Annotated in this window: 17 protein-coding genes; 9 read left to right on the top strand and 8 right to left on the bottom strand. The window is 68.9% G+C overall.

The genetic code is table 11. The features are described from left to right. Positions 1 to 77 precede the first annotated feature (77 nt). Positions 78 to 1,922, bottom strand: a complete 1,845-nt coding sequence (gene thiC / locus AWZ10_RS13385; RefSeq protein WP_046704293.1) for a phosphomethylpyrimidine synthase ThiC — start codon at positions 1,920 to 1,922, stop codon at positions 78 to 80. 220 nt (positions 1,923 to 2,142) lie between these two features. Here thiC and AWZ10_RS13380 point away from each other — a divergent pair, with 220 nt between their 5' ends. Further along, a complete protein-coding gene (locus AWZ10_RS13380) occupies positions 2,143 to 3,636 on the top strand; it encodes a YibE/F family protein (protein ID WP_060891150.1) in 1,494 nt (497 codons plus the stop codon). A 31-nt stretch (positions 3,637 to 3,667) separates the two neighbouring features. Here the strand turns inward: AWZ10_RS13380 and AWZ10_RS13375 are convergent, their stop codons facing one another. From AWZ10_RS13375 to AWZ10_RS13360, 4 genes are all read right to left on the bottom strand, one after another. Further along, the gene (locus AWZ10_RS13375; RefSeq protein WP_005482911.1) at positions 3,668 to 4,105 is read right to left on the bottom strand and encodes an SsgA family sporulation/cell division regulator; all 438 of its coding nucleotides are present in this window, start codon (positions 4,103 to 4,105) and stop codon (positions 3,668 to 3,670) included. Positions 4,106 to 4,203: 98 nt separating this feature from the next. Beyond that, a complete protein-coding gene (locus tag AWZ10_RS13370; protein WP_046704295.1) occupies positions 4,204 to 4,929 on the bottom strand; it encodes an IclR family transcriptional regulator in 726 nt (241 codons plus the stop codon). Positions 4,930 to 5,683: 754 nt separating this feature from the next. After that, a complete protein-coding gene (locus AWZ10_RS13365; RefSeq protein ID WP_046704296.1) occupies positions 5,684 to 5,896 on the bottom strand; it encodes a DUF5326 family protein in 213 nt (70 codons plus the stop codon). 165 nt (positions 5,897 to 6,061) lie between these two features. Then, positions 6,062 to 6,379 (bottom strand): cupin domain-containing protein, encoded by a 318-nt coding sequence (locus AWZ10_RS13360; RefSeq protein WP_046704297.1) that lies wholly within the window; start codon positions 6,377 to 6,379, stop codon positions 6,062 to 6,064. A 57-nt stretch (positions 6,380 to 6,436) separates the two neighbouring features. Between AWZ10_RS13360 and AWZ10_RS13355 the strand changes: the two genes are divergently transcribed. From AWZ10_RS13355 to AWZ10_RS13335, 5 genes are all read left to right on the top strand, one after another. After that, entirely contained in the window at positions 6,437 to 6,814 is a 378-nt protein-coding gene (locus tag AWZ10_RS13355; RefSeq protein ID WP_046704298.1) for a phage holin family protein, read from the top strand. Between the two features lie 8 nt (positions 6,815 to 6,822). Beyond that, entirely contained in the window at positions 6,823 to 7,314 is a 492-nt protein-coding gene (locus tag AWZ10_RS13350) for a low molecular weight protein-tyrosine-phosphatase (RefSeq protein ID WP_046704299.1), read from the top strand. Beyond that, positions 7,311 to 8,456, top strand: coding sequence for a cystathionine gamma-lyase (locus AWZ10_RS13345; protein ID WP_046704300.1), 1,146 nt, complete (start codon positions 7,311 to 7,313; stop codon positions 8,454 to 8,456). Before AWZ10_RS13350 ends, AWZ10_RS13345 begins: the two co-directional genes overlap by 4 nt. Before the next feature lie 191 nt (positions 8,457 to 8,647). Continuing rightward, positions 8,648 to 9,553 (top strand): LysR family transcriptional regulator, encoded by a 906-nt coding sequence (locus AWZ10_RS13340; protein ID WP_046706376.1) that lies wholly within the window; start codon positions 8,648 to 8,650, stop codon positions 9,551 to 9,553. A 129-nt stretch (positions 9,554 to 9,682) separates the two neighbouring features. After that, positions 9,683 to 10,165 carry an NUDIX domain-containing protein gene (locus AWZ10_RS13335; protein WP_037689600.1) on the top strand — a complete coding sequence of 161 codons (483 nt, stop codon included), beginning with the start codon at positions 9,683 to 9,685 and terminating at the stop codon, positions 10,163 to 10,165. A 41-nt stretch (positions 10,166 to 10,206) separates the two neighbouring features. Here AWZ10_RS13335 and AWZ10_RS13330 read toward each other — a convergent pair whose 3' ends face one another. Continuing rightward, the gene (locus tag AWZ10_RS13330) at positions 10,207 to 11,667 is read right to left on the bottom strand and encodes a globin domain-containing protein (RefSeq protein ID WP_234361134.1); all 1,461 of its coding nucleotides are present in this window, start codon (positions 11,665 to 11,667) and stop codon (positions 10,207 to 10,209) included. A gap of 898 nt (positions 11,668 to 12,565) precedes the next feature. Here AWZ10_RS13330 and AWZ10_RS13325 point away from each other — a divergent pair. Continuing rightward, complete coding sequence (locus tag AWZ10_RS13325; RefSeq protein WP_046706393.1) at positions 12,566 to 13,432, top strand: GNAT family N-acetyltransferase; 867 nt, start codon at positions 12,566 to 12,568, stop codon at positions 13,430 to 13,432. Positions 13,433 to 13,466: 34 nt separating this feature from the next. Here the strand turns inward: AWZ10_RS13325 and AWZ10_RS13320 are convergent, their stop codons facing one another. Further along, positions 13,467 to 14,675, bottom strand: a complete 1,209-nt coding sequence (locus AWZ10_RS13320; protein WP_060891161.1) for an MFS transporter — start codon at positions 14,673 to 14,675, stop codon at positions 13,467 to 13,469. 141 nt (positions 14,676 to 14,816) lie between these two features. Between AWZ10_RS13320 and AWZ10_RS13315 the strand changes: the two genes are divergently transcribed. Both AWZ10_RS13315 and AWZ10_RS13310 read left to right on the top strand, forming a co-directional pair. Continuing rightward, complete coding sequence (locus tag AWZ10_RS13315) at positions 14,817 to 15,275, top strand: MarR family winged helix-turn-helix transcriptional regulator (protein ID WP_046706377.1); 459 nt, start codon at positions 14,817 to 14,819, stop codon at positions 15,273 to 15,275. 9 nt (positions 15,276 to 15,284) lie between these two features. Then, the gene (locus tag AWZ10_RS13310) at positions 15,285 to 15,737 is read left to right on the top strand and encodes a GNAT family N-acetyltransferase (RefSeq protein ID WP_046706378.1); all 453 of its coding nucleotides are present in this window, start codon (positions 15,285 to 15,287) and stop codon (positions 15,735 to 15,737) included. 80 nt (positions 15,738 to 15,817) lie between these two features. Here the strand turns inward: AWZ10_RS13310 and AWZ10_RS13305 are convergent, their stop codons facing one another. After that, the gene (locus tag AWZ10_RS13305) at positions 15,818 to 17,203 is read right to left on the bottom strand and encodes a serine hydrolase domain-containing protein (protein WP_060891149.1); all 1,386 of its coding nucleotides are present in this window, start codon (positions 17,201 to 17,203) and stop codon (positions 15,818 to 15,820) included. Between the last annotated feature and the right edge of the window lie 49 nt (positions 17,204 to 17,252).

Below are 17,252 nucleotides of genomic sequence, written 5' to 3'. Positions count from 1 at the left end.
GGGAGAGCAGGAGGGCAGACATGCTGCGGTCCCCAAGATGCGATGCCCCGGAGCGCCGAGGCATCGCACCCCGATTCTCATTCCGCCAGCGGCAGATACACCCGGTTCCCGCTCTCCGCGAATTCCTTCGACTTCTGGAGCATCCCCTCAGCGATCTCCTCCTGTGAAGCACCCTCAGCCGCCGAACCGCCGAACCGCTCGGCGATGCTTTGGCTGATCTTCATCGAGCAGAACTTCGGGCCGCACATGGAGCAGAAGTGGGCCGTCTTGGCCGGCTCCGCCGGGAGCGTCTCGTCATGGAACTCACGGGCCGTGTCGGGGTCGAGGGCCAGGTTGAACTGATCCTCCCAGCGGAACTCGAAGCGGGCGTCCGACAGCGCGTCGTCCCATTCCTGTGCGCCCGGGTGTCCTTTGGCGAGGTCCGCCGCATGAGCCGCGATCTTGTAGGTGATGACGCCGGTCTTCACATCGTCACGATTGGGCAGTCCCAGGTGCTCCTTGGGCGTGACATAGCAGAGCATCGCAGTGCCCCACCACGCGATCATCGCGGCGCCTATGCCCGAGGTGATGTGGTCGTACGCCGGTGCGACGTCCGTGGTCAGCGGGCCGAGCGTATAGAACGGAGCCTCATCGCAGATCTCCTGCTGCAGGTCGATGTTCTCCTTGATCTTGTGCATCGGGACATGTCCCGGGCCCTCGATCATGGTCTGTACGTTGAAACTCTTGGCGATCGTGTTGAGTTCCCCGAGCGTACGCAACTCCGCGAACTGCGCTTCGTCGTTGGCGTCGGCGATGGAGCCCGGCCGAAGGCCGTCGCCGAGGGAGTACGTGACGTCGTAGGCGGCGAGGACCTCGCACAGTTCCGCGAAGTTCTCGTAGAGGAACGACTCCTTGTGGTGCGCCAGGCACCAGGCCGCCATGATCGAGCCGCCCCGCGAGACGATGCCGGTCTTGCGGTTCGCGGTGAGCGGCACATACGCGAGGCGCACGCCCGCGTGAACTGTCATGTAGTCCACGCCCTGTTCGGCCTGCTCGATCACCGTGTCCTTGTAGATCTCCCAGGTCAGCTCCTCGGCCCTGCCGTCGACCTTCTCCAGCGCCTGGTAGAGCGGCACCGTGCCGATGGGGACGGGGGAGTTGCGCAACACCCATTCGCGGGTGGTGTGGATGTTCCGGCCTGTGGACAGGTCCATGACCGTGTCGGCGCCCCAGCGGGTCGCCCAGGTCATCTTCTCGACCTCCTCCTCGATGGAGGAGGTGACCGCGGAGTTGCCGATGTTGGCGTTGACCTTCACCAGGAACCGTTTGCCGATGATCATCGGCTCGATCTCCGGATGGTTGACGTTCGCGGGCAGTACGGCCCTGCCCGCGGCGATCTCCTCCCGTACGACCTCAGGAGAAACGTTCTCCCGTACGGCCACGTACTCCATCTCGGGGGTGATCTCCCCGCGTCGTGCGTATGCGAGCTGGGTCACTGCCCGGCCGTCACGGCTGCGGCGCGGCAGGCGTGGCCGTCCAGGGAACACCGCGTCGAGGTTGCGCAGTCCGCCACGCGGCGAGGTGTGCTTGATCCCGTCGTCCTCGGGACGGACGGGACGCCCCGCGTACTCCTCCGTGTCTCCCCGGGCGACGATCCAGTTCTCGCGCAGGGGGAGGAGTCCTCGCCTGACGTCAGTGTCCGCTGTCGGATCGGTGTACGGGCCGGAGGTGTCGTACAGGGTGACGGACTGCCCGTTGGTGAGGTGCACCTGGCGGACCGGCACCCGCAGATCGGGGCGAGAGCCCTCGATGTACGCCTTGTGCCAGCCAATGGACTTCCCGGCCTCCAGGGGCTGTTCGCCCTGGTTCCTTTCGCCCTCGGACGAGGCAGATACCCCGTCCGCCTGGCTGGAGGCAGGCGTGCGTGTGTCCTCGATGGTCATGAGACCTACTCCCTACGCCGGCATTACCCGGTAACAGGTTCAGCGGTCGACGCAGCGATTTCCGCCCGACGATGTTCCACGTGAAACATCGCGTCTACGGAGGTCAGCGCCCTCTCAGCCCGGTGCTCCGAGCTCCCGCGTGTGCAAAGGTGTCTCCACGCTAGCGGCAGATGTGGCGCGGTGAACAGTGGGCATCGCTCGTTCTTGCGATGATCGGTCGGTGACCACGACGCAGCAGCCTCCGCCTCCACCCCCCGAGCCGCCTCATGGCCATGGCCCCGGAAACGGCCACGGGCATGGATCCGACGGTGACCACGGCCACGGTTCCGGCGGTGGCCACGGTTTTGGCGGCCACGGCTCTGGGGGCGGCCACGGGCCCGGTGACGGACATGACCAAGGCTCGTCCTCCGGCGGCGGCCACGGTCATTCCCACAGCCACAGCCACGGCCCCGCCGCACCCGTTTCGCAGCACCTGCGCAAGGTCATCGCGGCGGTGCTGATCCCCTTCGCCACCGCGGTGGTCGTGGGCCTCGTCGTGCTCTGGCCCGGCGGCGCCCCGGCGCACGAGCGCACCGGAGTGGGCTTCGACCGACAGACTCAGCAGGCCACTGTCACCAAGGTCGACGAGGTCGACTGCTCGTCGGTGAACGCCTCGGGCAGCACACCGACCGGCGACACGTCCACCGCCGAGGGCTCGTCCGCCCAGCGGCAGGCAAACGGCACGTGCAAGAAGGCCACGATCCGGATCGACACCGGCGACGACAAGGGCCGTACGTTCACAGAGATCGTTCAGCCGGACCAGTCACGGCAGTTGGAGCAGGGCCAGGAGGTCGTGGTCGCGTACGAACCTGCCGCGCCCAAGGACCTGCAGTACTCGGTCACCGATGTGAACCGGAAGTTCCCGATGGCGCTGCTCGCCGGGATCTTCGCGCTCGCCGTCGTGGTGGTGGGCCGCATGCGTGGTGTCATGGCCCTGGTGGCGCTGGCCATCAGCTTCCTGGTGCTGACCCTCTTCGTCCTGCCGGCCATTCTGCAGGGCTCGAACCCGCTGGTGGTGGCGGTGGTCGGGGCGAGCGCCATCATGCTGATCGCCCTCTACATGTGCCACGGGCTCTCGGCCCGAACATCCGTGGCGGTGATCGGCACCCTGATCTCCCTGCTGCTGATCGGCCTGCTGGGCTCGGGGTTCATCGACTGGGCCTATCTGACCGGCAACACGGACGACAACACCGGTCTGATCCATGGGCTGTACCCGACGATCGACATGAGCGGTCTGCTGCTCGCGGGCGTCATCATCGGTTCGCTCGGTGTGCTCGACGACGTGACGGTCACGCAGACGTCGGCGGTCTGGGAACTGCACGAGGCCAATCCGGCGATGGGGTGGCGGGGGCTGTACCGCGCGGGTATCCGGATCGGCCGGGACCACATCGCCTCGGTGGTCAACACCCTCGTCCTCGCCTACGCCGGTGCCGCGCTGCCGCTGCTGCTGCTCTTCTCGATCGCGCAGAGCAGCGTCGGCACGGTGGCCAACAGTGAGCTCGTCGCCGAGGAGATCGTGCGCACGCTCGTCGGCTCGATCGGCCTGGTGGCCTCGGTGCCGGTGACCACCGTGCTGGCCGCCCTGGTCGTCTCGGCCGACCGCCCGGGTGCACCGGAAGCGGCGGCCGTGCCCGCTCCGGCACGTGGAGGGAAAGGCCGCCGCCGCAAGCGCTGAACCGTTACGGCACCTCGGCGCCGTCACGGGTTCACCCCGCGCTCTGCTCCTCCGCCAGGATGCGGTCCAGAGCCTCGTCGAGCAGAGTGTCGAAGTCGGCGAGGGAACGCTCCTGCCCGAGCGGCACGAGCTTGTCCGTCCGGTCCAGGAAGGCCACCAGCGGCGCCGTGCCAACCCGGAACATCGCCTGGTCGGTGCCCACCTGGAGCCGGATCAGGACCTCACCGAACGTCTCCGGATCGGCGGGCGCGATGTGGACGTCCCCGTCCCCGCACGGCCGCCCCACACCGTCGATGAGCAGCTCCCGCCCGAAGGCCCACGTCACCGGAGCATCGCCGGGCAGGTGGAAGGTCAGCCGCACGGCATAGGGATCACAGGTCTCGTATCGCAGCTCCACCGGGATGCGGAAGGAGAGCTCCTCCGAGACGAGAAAGCTCATCATGACCTCTGCCTGTACCGACTCGCGCATCGCCTACCCCGCCGTGTTCGTCGACTGGCCAGGAATCATCCGCCTGACACCTCTGGAAGTTTGCTGAAAGTACACAGGAGATCACAAGGAGTGATTTTTCAGATGCTGATAGAGATGGCGAGTGTCCCTAGTAGCTTTCCGATCTCGGTCTGCAACTGATGGGCCACCGGCAGCAACCGGTCCGCCTGGTGCGAGGGCAGCGAGATGGCGAGGGTCCCGGCGGTCGTCCCCGCGGTGATGGGAATCGCGGCGCAGACGGTCCCGAGGGCGTACTCCTGCCGCTCGACGACCGGTTCCATGCGCCCGATCCGGTCCAGGCGCCGTAGCAGCGTCTCGTCATCACGGACCGTGTACGGGGTCAGCGACTGCACCGGATAGCGGTCCAGGTGGTCGCGGCGCGCCTCGTCGCCCAGTTGGGACAACAGGCACTGGCCGATGGCGTGTGCGTGACCGGTCTCACGGAAGTCGGCCCACTCCTCGACCGCCGGAGTGTTCGGGCTGTCGGCGACGCACTTGACCTCGATCTCACCGTCACGGTAAATCGCGAAGTACACGGGCACGCCCAGCGCGTCCCGCCAGTGCGCCAGGGCCTCGCCCACCGTGCTGCGACGTTTCTGCTGCGCTCCGCTGCTGCTCAGCCGCTCGGCCGCCTCACCAAGAAAGAACAACCCCTTCTCCCGGCGCAGATAGCCCTCGTGGACCAGTGTGCGGAGCAGGTGGTACGCCGTGGGCAGCGCCAGCCCGGCATCCCGCGCCAACTGTTTGGCGGGCGCCCCGTGTTCTCGCTCGGCGACTGCCTCCAGCAACCGCATCGCCCGCTGCACGGAGCCGATCAGAGTGCCGGAATTCGACTCCGCCGCGGTCGGCGACGCCGGGGACGGGATACGCGCTCCCCTCCCCGGACCGTGCCCGAGCGGCGACACAGGGCGTACGGGCGCCACCGCCTGGGGCCGGGCCCTGGTCGGCGGTGCCAGCGGCTGCGCCTGTTTACGGGACGATGCCGCCCTTGGCTGCCCCTGCGCCTGAGCCGCCGACGCCGGTGACTGCGTCCGCGTCTGGGTCTGCGTCTGCGTCGCGGGAGGTTCAGGGCATCGCGTGTCCTCCTCGCCCGGCGAGGTCCGTGGCTGCACGGGTGGAGCCGGGCTCTTCGGAGGGACCGTACGCGGCGGTGGCTGCGGAACATGGGTTTCCATGGCCCTGACACGCGGCTGCTCGACGGCGGCCGCCGGTGCCGACCGGGGGCCCGGCTGTGTGGGCGGAACGACGCTCTGTGTCGGCCGGGGGCGCGGCCGGGCTGATGGAGAAAGCGGTTCTGCGGGTGCGGTGTCAGCCGTGGCCAAGGGTCACTCCCGAAGCGCGAGGAGGGCCGCCCGTGCAGGGGACACGGGAGGAAGATGCGCCGCCCGCCGGGGGGGTAGAGCCCGCGACGAGTTCCCGGACTCTAGCCGCCCGTCACCGCCCACAGACGGCCCCGCCGGGAAACTTCCCTCGGGCGAGGGAACCTCACGTTCCTGTTATTGCCGCGCCCTGACCGGGGCTCACCCACTCACACCTCATCCGTTACGCGGTGCTGACGCCTCACCAGTCACCGCGTGAGGAGGAACCCGCCGTGAACTTCCTTACGACGTAGACCAGTCCGCCGACCAGCGCCACGAAGACCAGCACCTTGAAGAGCAGGCCCACCACGATCTGGACGACGCTGACTATCAGCCCTCCGAACACCAGCAGGGCGATGACCGGCACCGCGATCCACTTCACCCACCACGGCATCCCCGTGAAGATCTCCCGCATCGCCCTTGCTCCTTGTGTCTCCAACCCGTCGCCCCGCCGCCGGGGCCCTGATTCCGGGCCTTCTGCTGTCCTGCTGTCGATGCTAGGGGCACGAGGGGGCCGCCCGGGGGCTTCGCACCCCTTGTCCGTCCCTGATCGTCCCCCTAGGGAACACCGAAGCGGACGTCAGCCCTCCGGCGGAGAGAACACCACAACGACCCTCAAGTCCTCGGTGATGTGGTGGAACTTGTGGGCGACCCCGGCGGGCACGTACACGACACTGCCGCGCGCGACCTGGGTGGTCTCCAAGCCGACCGTGAGCGCGGCCCGGCCACTCACCACCAGGTACACCTCGTCCTGGCTGTGCGGCTTCTGCGGGTCGAGTTCGCCGGCATCGAGCGCGTACAGGCCGACCGACATGTTCCGCTCACGCAGGAACTGCAGATAGGCACCGTCATTGGCGGCGCGCTCCGCCTCCAGCTCGTCCAACCGGAATGCCTTCATCGACTTAGTCGCCCCTGCCCAGTGCTCGTGCCGATCGCTTCTGCCACGATCAGACACATGATGAATTTCCTAGTCAAGACGATCGCCAACGCAGGCGCCCTGGCGGTCGCCGTCTGGCTGATCGACAAGATCACGCTGACCGGTGACAGCACGGGCAAGGAGGTCGGCACGCTGCTGCTGGTCGCCCTCGTGTTCGGCCTGGTGAACGCCGTGGTCAAGCCGCTTGTCCAGCTGCTGACCCTCCCGCTGTTCATACTCACGCTCGGCCTGTTCACGCTGATCGTGAACGCCCTGATGCTGCTGCTCACCTCGTGGCTGGCCGACGTGCTCGACCTGAGCTTCCATGTGGAGGGCTTCTGGACCGCCGTCCTCGGCGGCCTGATCATCTCGATCATCTCCTGGGCGCTCTCCCTCGTCCTGCCCGACGGGGACTGAGGGTCCGCATGACCTATCGAGTCTGTTTCGTCTGCACCGGCAACATCTGCCGCTCCCCGATGGCCGAGTCCGTCTTCCGTGCACGCGTGGAGGAGGCCGGGCTCGCCGGCCTGGTCGAGGTCGACAGCGCGGGCACCGGAGGCTGGCACGAGGGTGACGCCGCCGATCCGCGTACCGTGTCCGTCCTGGAGGCGAACGGCTACACCGGCGTCCATGCGGCCCGGCAGTTCCAGGTCTCCTGGTTCTCCCGCCTCGACCTCGTCATCGCCCTCGACGAAGGCCATCTCAAGGCTCTGCGCCGCCTCGCACCGACCGGGGCGGACGCGGACAAGATCCGGCTGCTGCGCTCCTACGACCCCGCCGCGGGCGACGACCTCGACGTTCCGGACCCCTACTACGGAGGCATGGACGGTTTCGAGGAGTGCCTGGAACTCGTGGAGGCGGCGAGCCCCGGTCTGCTGGCCGCCGTACGCGAGAAGGTGGAGGGAGCTGCCTCATGAGCACGGAGAACCCCGCCGCGGGCCCCGGAGACGGCACCCGCGCGGTACGGGCCGGGCTGCCCGAGCCCGTCAAACACGAACCGACCCTCCCTGGGCCGGTCTTCGCCGCCCATTACCACCTGCCGGGCGAGCCCACCGGCCCGTACGCCTACGGGCGCGACCAGAACCCCACCTGGACCCTGCTGGAACGCGCCATCGGCGAACTGGAGGCGCCCGGACAGGACGACGTCGACACGGTCACCTTCGCCTCCGGCATGGCCGCCATCTCCGCCGTCCTGTTCTCCCAACTGCGCACCGGTGACGTCCTCGTCCTGCCGAGCGACGGCTACAACGTGCTGCCTCTGGCCGGTGAGCAGCTGCGGTCGTACGGCATCGAGGTGCGCAGCGCCCCGACGGGCGGCGACGCCCAGTTCGACGCTCTCGACGGCGCCAGTCTGCTGTGGCTCGAGACGCCGTCGAACCCGGGGCTCGACGTGTGCGACGTACGGCGACTCAGCGAGGCCGCACGCGCGCGTGGCTGTCTCGTGGCGGTCGACAACACCCTGGCGACCCCTCTCGGGCAGCGGCCGCTGGATCTGGGCGCCGACTTCGCCGTGGCCAGCGGCACCAAGCAGCTGACCGGCCACGGGGACGTCCTCCTCGGGTACGTCGTCGGGCGCGACGCCACGCTGATGGCCGCCGTACGGCGCTGGCGGAAGATCGTCGGCGCGATCCCGGGCCCGATGGAGGCCTGGCTCGCTCATCGCTCGCTCGCCACCCTCCAGCTGCGCGCCGACCGGCAGAACGTCAACGCCCTGGCCGTGGCCGAGGCGCTCAAGGGGCGGCCCGAGGTGACCGGGGTGCGCTACCCGGGACTGCCCGACGACCCCTCGCACGAGATCGCCTCGCAGCAGATGCGGCGCTACGGGTGCGTGGTGTCGTTCGCGTTGCCCACGCGCGCGCGTGCCGACCGTTTCCTCGACGCGCTCCGCCTCGTGGACGACGCGACGAGCTTCGGCGGGGTGCGTTCCACGGCCGAGCGACGCGGCCGTTGGGGAGGCGACGCGGTTCCGGAAGGCTTCATCCGCTTCTCGGCCGGCGCGGAGGACACCGACGATCTCGTGGCGGATGTGCTGCGTGCGCTGGCAGTTGCTACCGACTAGTACTCCGTACGCACAACGGACGGTCCGAGCCTCCCCCCTCGTGGCTCGGACCGTCCCCGGTTCCCGCATGCGAAGAACCGCGCGAACAAGGCTAGTTGACTCTGTGTCAGTGTCCAATCACAGTAGCGACAGGGGCCTATCGACTTATTTATAGTTGGGCGCCCCGAGGACGGCGAGGGGAGGGGGCAACCATGGATCTGGCCTTACTGCGTACATTCGTGACCGTGCACCGGGCCGGTTCCTTCACCCGCGCCGCCGCCCTGCTCGGCCTCTCGCAGCCGGCCGTCACCTCACAGATACGTACCCTGGAACGCCAGTTGGGCCGCCCGCTGTTCCTGCGCCAGGCCCGAGGCGTGACCCCGACGACCATCGGCGACGAGCTCGCCCACAAAGCGGCACCGCATCTCGACGCGCTGGTGGAGATCACAGAGACCGGCCTCGACGACGACTCCTCCTTACGGACCCTCCACCTCGCCGGTCCACCGGAGTTCACCGCCGAGCGGGCCCTGCCCGCCCTCACCGAGCTGACCGGGGACGACGGCCAGGGCTTCGCGCTGCGGGTCTCCTTCGGCAACTCCGACGAGACACTGGACGGCCTCGCCGCAGGGCACCACGACCTCGCCATCACCACCGCCCAGCCCCGCGGCACCCTGCTCACCGCGACTCCCCTCTGCGACGAGGAACACGTCCTGGTCGCCGCCCCGCGCTGGGCGGACGAGATCGGTCCCGAGCAGCTGCGCCGGAAGGGGGCGGACGCGCTGGAGGCCCTTCCCGTCATCGAGGTACACGAGTCAATGCCCTTCATCGCCCGCTACTGGGCCTCGGTCTTCGACGCCCGGCCCGCCGCCTCCGGCACCGTCGTCGTCCCGGACCTGCGCGCGGTCCTCGCCTGCGCCACCTCGGGCGCCGGACTGGCCGTGCTGCCCCGCTATCTGTGCGACTCCGCCCTTGACCGCGGTGACGTCGTCGCCCTGTTCGACCCTGCGGTGCCCCCGCTGCGGACGTACTTTCTGGTGGTCCGTACGGGCACTCTGGCCATGCCGCACATCGCGCGGGCGCACGAGTGGCTGCTGGGGGCCGCGGCGAGGTGGTCCTGAGGCAGCCCCGGAAATCTCCGCGGAGGAGAGCGTCGTGACGGGCCCGCTCGTCGGCGCAGAGAGGGACCCCGCGGCTCTTCCTCGCTCCGGTGATGTTTCACGTGGAACATGCAGGGCCACATTTCTCCCATGACCGTACGACCCGTGGTCAAGCGCACCGCCCGTGCCGTTCTGCTCGACGGCGACGACCTGATCCTCATCAAGCGGACCAAGCCGGGCATGGATCCCTACTGGCTCACGCCGGGCGGCGGTGTCGAGCCCGAGGACACGACTGTCGTCGACGCGCTCCACCGCGAAGTGCACGAGGAACTCGGCGCCAAGATCACCGACGTGGTGCCCTGTTTCGTGGACACCGTCGAGCACATCGGGGAGGACGGTGGCGCCACCGGCGTGAAGGTCCAGCACTTCTTCGTCTGCCGCCTCGAGTCCATGGACCCCTCCAAACGGCACGGCCCCGAGGTGGAAGAGCCTCTGGGCGAGTACGAGATCGTGCGCATCCCGTTCACCCGGGTCGGCATCGCCTCCGTGCACCTCGTCCCGCTGTCCCTGCGGCACTACCTGGACGGGAACATCGAGGGGGTTCGGGCGATGCACGCGCCCGACCTGGGCTGACGTAATGGCTGCCGGCCGCTCGGCGCAAAGACCTCGGGCGGTCAGTCCCCGGCGGCCACCAGTTCCTCCACCGAGTCGTGTCGGATGCGGTCGGAGGGGATGCCTGCGCCCTTCAACGCGTCCACACCGCTGCGGATCATGCCGGGCGGGCCGGAGAGGTACGCGTCGTACCCGTTCCAGGGTCCGTGGTCCCGTATCGCGTCGGGCAGTTGGAGCAGCCCGTGCCGGTCCACGACCGGGCGGACCTCGAGCCACGAGTTGCTCTGCTGCAGCCGTAGCAGTGTGTCGAGGTCGTAGAGGTCCTGGCCGGTGCGGGCTCCGTAGAAGACCTCGACGGGGCGGTGCCGCCCGTGCTCGGCGACGTCCTCGACGATGGCTCTGATGGGCGCGATACCGGTGCCGCCGCCCAGACAGAGCAGTCCGCTGTCGGTGGCGTGGTCGACGGTCATCGCGCCGGCCGGCGGCCCCAGGCGCAGAACGTCGCCGGGCCGGGCACGGTGCACGAGCGCGTTGGAGACCCAGCCCGCGGAGATCGCCTTCACATGGAACGACAGCAGTCCGTCCGAGCGGGGCGCCGAGGCGAACGAGTAGTGCCGCCAGATCCGCGGCCACCAGGGGGTCTCCAGGCTCGTGTACTGCCCGGCAAGGAAGGGGTAGGGCTGGTTGGGACGGACGGTGAGCACCGCTATGTCCGCGGTTCGCGGATCGTGCGAGACGACCTCCGCGAGCCACCAGGGCGGGGCTCGCAGTTCGTCCGCCGCCGCCGCGTCGATCATCACCTGGGAGATCGTCGTGTACGCCCGGACCCAGGCCGCCTCGGTCTCGTCGCTCCAGCTCGCCTTGGCGTACCGGCTCAGCGCGCCGATGAGGCACTCGCCGACGGCCGGGTAGTGATCGGCCTGGGTGCCGTACTTGCGGTGGCCGCGACCGAGGTTCTGCAGATAGTCGACGAGGACCGGGGTGTTGTCGATGTGCTCGGCAGCGGTCAGCAGCGCCTTGAGCAGGCGGTCGCGCTGTGCGTCCATCGCCGGAGGGAACATCGAGCGCAGTTCCGGGTGCTGGACGAAGAGGAGCGCGTAGAAGTACGAGGTGACCTTGTCGGCGACGGGCCCGACCTCAGCCATGGTCCGCTGGATGAGAACGGCGTCGGGGGAGGCGGTGGCTGCGTGGTCGCCGCGCTGGGCGGGCCCACGGGCGTCGAGGACGGAGTGTTCGGAACCGTGCTCGGCGGCGTCCGGGACGGGCTGGGGGCGAGGCGGGGCAGCGGGAGGAAGGTCCGCGGAGGTCTGTATTCGCTCCCGCGCGGCGCTTTCCCGGTTCTGGTGCGAGCCGTTCGGCGTCTTCTGGGAACGACCCACGGGCCGCAGGGCGGCGAGGCGGTTGCCCTCGGGCTCCTGGTCTCCGCCGGGGGACGGCGGAGACGTGCGCGCTGTGAACCAGCCGCCTCCGTCACTGTCCCCCGAAGTGCCGTTGCCGGCCGACGTGGTGGTCGGAGCGTCCATGGTCTGCCTCGCCTCAAGCATCTTTCGGTCGATCTGCGTACGCCTCCAGTCGGAAGTCGCACGCTTTCCCCCGCGGACGGCCTTGCTTTTCCCCGTTCGTTCCCCGTCGACCAATGCGGCCACATTCAATCCGGGTTCCCGCTCCCTACGGACGAGTAGGTGAGAGTGTGACGTGGGCCGCAGCACTCACCGCAAGCCTTCCACAGCACACGAACGCACCCGCCACGTAACGGTAAACGCAGGTCCTCGATCTCCCTGTCCGGTTAGGCTGCATAGGACTGCGTTCGTACCCCCACCATGAGACGACTGCATCTCGCTTCGGACACGAACCGGACTCGACCCTACCGGCAGGGCCGCCACACACAAGTCCCCCCATGCCGTACCGGGAATTCCATGGGGGCGAATCAGCAATTCCTTCAATTACCGGGCGCGGCGCACCAACTCATAGGCATCCCGCAGATCCTGCCCCGCGTGCGCGTGAGTGACTCGCCCATCAGATACCGCTCGGCATTCGTGCGACCGAGATCGGCACAGTACCGAAGAGTGCCGCGCCGGCGAGAGCGGGACGACGGCACAGCACTCCCCCTGGTCACAGGGATCGGCCGACGCGTCCCGAACGCATCGCAGCGTGGCGCGCCTTCGAAGGCGGCGACGATGGCATTCGACGACTTCGTCGCGGTCGTTGCATGGTGCGGCAGCGTGCCGTCCCGGTCGAACGGTGCCGTCATGCCATCGGCGCCGAGGCCAACCGTGCCTGCACACGTGTGCCTGGAGACCGATGTTTCACGTGAAACATCTGTCCGCGTGCTGTGCGGTTGTGCGCGAGATGGCCAAAAGGGTGTGCGTCCGACCGCAAACCGGTGGACGCCAAGGGCTCGTGTCGGACAGCCTGACCTGCGTGTCGACACCTTCCCCCGCCGCTCTGCCCATCCGCCGTCTGACGCCTCGCGATCGCAGCGCCTGCGCCGACCTGTCCGAGGACCGGGGCTGGCCCCGTGAGGAGCACAAGTGGGGACTGCTTCTCGCAGCCGGCACCGGGTACGGCATCGATGATCCTCAGGGTGGCCTTGTCACCGCCTGCGTGGTGACCGAGTACGGCCCGGCGGGCCGCCCTGATCTGGGTGCTGTCGGCATGGTTCTGGTCGCCGAGCGGTATGCCCGCCAGGGCATCGGCCGTCGCCTGATGCGCCATGTCGTCTCGGAGATGGGCACGACTCCGCTGACCCTGCACTCCACCCCGTACGGACGTCCGCTCTATGAGGAGCTGGGCTTCAAGGTCATCGGACGGGCCGAGATGGTTCGCGGGCACTTCACACCGGGAGGGCCTGATCCTGCGATCTTCACGCGCCCGGCCACGGCCGAGGATCTCACCACGATCCTCCGACTCGACGAAGAGGTCTTCGGCACGGACCGCACCCACATCCTCACCCGGCTCCCCGCCTTCGCCGATCAGCTGCGCGTGGCCGAGGAGAACGGCCGGATCATCGGTTACACGGCCGCCTGGCCCAACATGGACGACCATGTCGTCGGCCCCCTGATCGCCCGTGACACACAGACGGCGAAGGCACTCGTCGCTTCCCTGGCCGCCCACACCGACCGCCCGTTGCGCACCGACATCGACGTACGCCATGAGGAGCTGCTGACGTGGGCGAAGGAACGCGGCCTGGCGTCGATCGCCTTCAACTCGGTGATGACGTACGGGCTCTCCGAGCTACCGGGTGACTGGACCCGGCGGTACGCCCCGCTGACCGTGGCAGCGGGCTGAGACAGCGGGGCCGGCGGACTCGGCTCGCCGCACGTCAGTGGTGGACGGCTGTCCGCTGTGCGGTCGCGCCAGCGCCCGCGGCGAAGGTATCGGCGGCGCTCCCCCTGCGCTCCAGCATCGCCGCGATGAGCGCCAGCACGAGAGCGCTCACGGCGAGGGCGGCTCCGACCCAGCTGGGTGCCGTGTAGCCGAGGCCCGCGTCGATGACGAGGCCCCCGAGCCAGGCGGAGAGCGCGTTGCCGAGGTTGAAGGCACCGATGTTCACGGCCGAGGCCAGCGTGGGTGCGCCGTGCGCATGGTCGAGGACCCGCTTCTGCAGCGGCGGCACAGTCGCGAAGCCCAGGGCGCCGATCAGCATGACGCTCACAGCCGCGGCGATCTTGTCGTGGGCGGTGAACGAGAACAGTGCGAGAACGACGGCCAGGGCGCCCAGTGAGACGTACAGCATGGGCATCAGCGCACGGTCGGCGTACTTGCCGCCCACGAGGTTGCCGCCGACCATGCCGAGGCCGAAGAGGACTAGGAGCCAGGTGACGGAGGAATCGGCGAAGCCGGCGACGTGCGTCATCATCGGGGCGATGTAGGTGATGGCAGCGAAGACACCTCCGAAGCCCAGCACCGTCATCCCCATGGCCAGCAGGACCTGGACGTTCTTGAAGGCGGCCAGCTCGTGGCGGAGGCGAACGTCCTTCGGCCTGGCTGTCTCGGGGACCAGCCGGGCGATGCCCAGCAGCCCGACGACACCCAGGGCTGCGACCCCGGCGAAAGTGACCCGCCAACCGACGGACTGCCCGATCAGGGTGCCCAGCGGCACTCCGACGACGTTCGCGACGGTCAGGCCGCTGAACATCATCGCGAGGGCCACGGCCTTCCGGTCAGAGGCGACGAGCCCGGCCGCGACCACCGAGCCGATGCCGAAGAAGGCGCCGTGCGCGAGTGAGGCGACCACACGGCCGAGCAGCATGACGGAGTAGGCGGGAGCGAGCGCGGAGAGCAGATTGCCCGTGATGAACAGCCCCATCAGCAGCATGAGCATCCGCCTGCGGGACACCCTCGTACCCAGAGCGGTCATGATCGGCGCTCCGAAGACAACGCCCAGTGCGTAGCCGGTCACGAGGAATCCCGCGGTGGGGATGGAGACACCGAAGTCGCCCGCGACCTCGGGCAGCACCCCCATGATCACGAACTCTGTCGTGCCGATGCCGAAGGCTCCGATCGCCAGAGCCAGAAGCGCGAGAGGCATGAGGACGTACACCTTCCAGAAGATTGCAGATGCGCCTTAGGAGCGTACACAATAATTGCAGACGCCCTCTATCGGTGCAGGCGGGCAATTGCTTGTGTGGCCTATCCTGGAGGTCAACCGCTCCGGGACGGAGGAACACCGATGACAGCGACGGATCCCGCGCTCACCGCCCTCGCCCAGGGCTGGTGCGCTCTCTCCTTGCTGCACGGGCGCATCGAGGCTCACATCGAGCGCGCACTGCAGTCGGGGCACGGCCTGAGCGTGCGCGAGTACTCCCTGCTCGACGTGCTGAGCCGCCAGCACGACGGCGAGGGCGGGCACCTTCAGATGAAGCAGGTCGCGGACGCGGTCGTCCTCAGCCAGAGCGCCACCACCCGACTGGTCACCCGGCTCGAGGACCGCGGTCTGCTCGCGCGCTACCTGTGTCCGACCGACCGCCGGGGCATCTACACCGACGTCTCCGAGTCCGGCCTGCAACTCCTCGCGGCGGCACGCCCCACCAATGACGCCGCCCTGCGCGAGGCCCTGGACGAGGCGGCCAAGAATCCCGAACTGGCCTCCCTGGTCCGCGTCGTGGAGTCGCTGAACGTGCCCGCGTAGGGTGCGGGCATGGGAGAATTCGAAATTCGCCCGGCGACCGAGGCCGACGTCCCGGAGATCGTCGCGATGCTGGCCGACGACCCCTTGGGCGCCCGGCGCGAATCGCCGGACGACCTCACCCCCTACCTCGCAGCGCTGGATCGCCTCAGCGGCGACCCCAACCAGCACGTGGTGGTCGCCGTCCGCGAGAACCGTGTCGTCGGCACGCTCCAGCTGACGGTCGTCCCCGGCCTCTCCCGGCGCGGCTCCACCCGCTCGATCATCGAAGGAGTGCGGGTCCATGCCGATGAGCGCGGCGGCGGTCTCGGTACGCTGCTCATCGAGTGGGCGGTCGACTCATCACGGGAGCAGGGCTGCCAGTTGGTGCAGCTGACGTCCGACGTCACACGCACCGACGCCCACCGTTTCTACGAGCGGCTCGGCTTCGAAGCCACCCACGTGGGTTTCAAGCTGCCACTCTGAGCAGTGATTCCGAGATTCCTGTGGGGTCCCGTTTCACGTGAAACATCGCGAGCCGGAACCCCACCCCCACGGAACCGCGCCTACGAGATCCCGCGCCACCCCTCGGGATCCACTCCACCCGGTACCGGAGCCCCCTCGTCGTACGGCTGGCGCGTGAACACGAACGACCCGAGGTCCAGGTGGCTCACAGTCCCGTCGGGCCTTCGTACGGCCCGCAGGAGCTCTCCGGCGAAGTAACCGTTGAGCCCGGTCCAACTGCCGTCGTCGTTGCCCCGGAAGCGAGCGCCGCGCAGGGTGGCGGAGAGCGGGTCCAGTGAGAGCCCGCCGTCGGCGAGAAGACGCAACGCGAAGCTGTACGTCCCCCAGTACCAAGGGCCGGCCAATTCCAGGGCCGAGCGGTCCACCTCGGGCAGCGGCCGCCAAGGCTCGAGGATCCGCGGCTCGGCCTCCGCCACGATGCGGACGAGGTCGGCGGCCACCTCCGAGACCACCGGCCCGGAGGTGCAGTTGGTCAGCACGACGGCCGCCACATCGTCCTCGACACTGATGATGAGCTGTGCGAGGAAGCCGGGAACCGAACCACCGTGACCGACGAGGAACCGGCCGTCCCGCTGCTGAAGCTGCATCCCGAGCCCGTAGGCCGAACCGGCCGACACGTCGGCGGCCTCACCCGGCGCCGCCGGCGTCCGCATCTCCCGGACGGACTCCGTACTCAGCACCCGGTCGTCCCCCTGGGTCAGGAAGACCGCGAAGCGCGCCAAGTCGGCCGCCGTCGACCAGAGTTGACCGGCGGGACCCATCCGGCCCAAGTCCTCGACCTGCTCAGGCAGCATCACGTCCGCCCAGGGATGCACGGCCCAGCCGCCGGCATGCGGTGCCTCCGGGTGCCACGTCGTGCGGAGCAGGCCGAGGGGTTCGAGCACCTCGCGCCGCAGGACGTCCTCCCAGGGAGCGCCCCGCAACTGTTCGACGAGCGCGCCGAGGAGAGTGAAGCCGGGGTTGGAGTAGTGGAAGCGGCGGCCGACGGGATGACGGTGGGGCCGCTCGCCGAGCACATCGGCCAGTTCCGGGCGCAGGGAGCCCGGGGTGCGCTCCCACCAGGGCGACGGCGACTCGGCCGCCAGTCCGCCCGTGTGCGCGAGCAGTTCGGCAATGGTCGCCTCCCCCGCGCCGGTGCCCGGCAGATGCTTCTCCAGCGGGTCGCCGAGGTCCAGCACACCCTCGTCACGCAGCCGCAGGACCAGAACAGCGGTGAAGGTCTTGGTGATCGAGCCGATCCGGTACTGCACGTTCGCGTCCGGCGCGTGCCCCTCCACCATGGTCCGCGCCCCGTTCCACACCGTCTCCCCGCCCCGGACCACCGCCGCGACCAGTGACGGTGCCCGCCCCTCGGTCTGAGCGACGGCGATACGGTGCAGCAGAGCCCGGCGCGTGGCGGGAAGCAGCTCTTCCTGAGGTGTTGTCATGCGCCCAGTCCATCGGGCCGGACACCGTGCGTCGAGCGCATTTTCCCGG

Source organism: Streptomyces europaeiscabiei (assembly GCF_001550375.1).
Classification (GTDB): domain Bacteria; phylum Actinomycetota; class Actinomycetes; order Streptomycetales; family Streptomycetaceae; genus Streptomyces; species Streptomyces europaeiscabiei.
Note: the sequence above shows the minus strand (reverse complement) of the source record. Positions and strands in the feature narration are given on the sequence as shown.

Coding starts and splice junctions, on each gene's coding strand:
- thiC (WP_046704293.1), bottom strand. CDS start 1,922: ATGACCATCGAGGACACACGCACGCCTGCCTCCAGCCAGGCGGACGGG.
- AWZ10_RS13375 (WP_005482911.1), bottom strand. CDS start 4,105: ATGCGCGAGTCGGTACAGGCAGAGGTCATGATGAGCTTTCTCGTCTCG.
- AWZ10_RS13365 (WP_046704296.1), bottom strand. CDS start 5,896: ATGCGGGAGATCTTCACGGGGATGCCGTGGTGGGTGAAGTGGATCGCG.
- AWZ10_RS13360 (WP_046704297.1), bottom strand. CDS start 6,379: ATGAAGGCATTCCGGTTGGACGAGCTGGAGGCGGAGCGCGCCGCCAAT.
- AWZ10_RS13355 (WP_046704298.1), top strand. CDS start 6,437: ATGATGAATTTCCTAGTCAAGACGATCGCCAACGCAGGCGCCCTGGCG.
- AWZ10_RS13350 (WP_046704299.1), top strand. CDS start 6,823: ATGACCTATCGAGTCTGTTTCGTCTGCACCGGCAACATCTGCCGCTCC.
- AWZ10_RS13345 (WP_046704300.1), top strand. CDS start 7,311: ATGAGCACGGAGAACCCCGCCGCGGGCCCCGGAGACGGCACCCGCGCG.
- AWZ10_RS13340 (WP_046706376.1), top strand. CDS start 8,648: ATGGATCTGGCCTTACTGCGTACATTCGTGACCGTGCACCGGGCCGGT.
- AWZ10_RS13335 (WP_037689600.1), top strand. CDS start 9,683: ATGACCGTACGACCCGTGGTCAAGCGCACCGCCCGTGCCGTTCTGCTC.
- AWZ10_RS13330 (WP_234361134.1), bottom strand. CDS start 11,667: ATGGACGCTCCGACCACCACGTCGGCCGGCAACGGCACTTCGGGGGAC.
- AWZ10_RS13320 (WP_060891161.1), bottom strand. CDS start 14,675: ATGCCTCTCGCGCTTCTGGCTCTGGCGATCGGAGCCTTCGGCATCGGC.
- AWZ10_RS13315 (WP_046706377.1), top strand. CDS start 14,817: ATGACAGCGACGGATCCCGCGCTCACCGCCCTCGCCCAGGGCTGGTGC.
- AWZ10_RS13310 (WP_046706378.1), top strand. CDS start 15,285: ATGGGAGAATTCGAAATTCGCCCGGCGACCGAGGCCGACGTCCCGGAG.
- AWZ10_RS13305 (WP_060891149.1), bottom strand. CDS start 17,203: ATGACAACACCTCAGGAAGAGCTGCTTCCCGCCACGCGCCGGGCTCTG.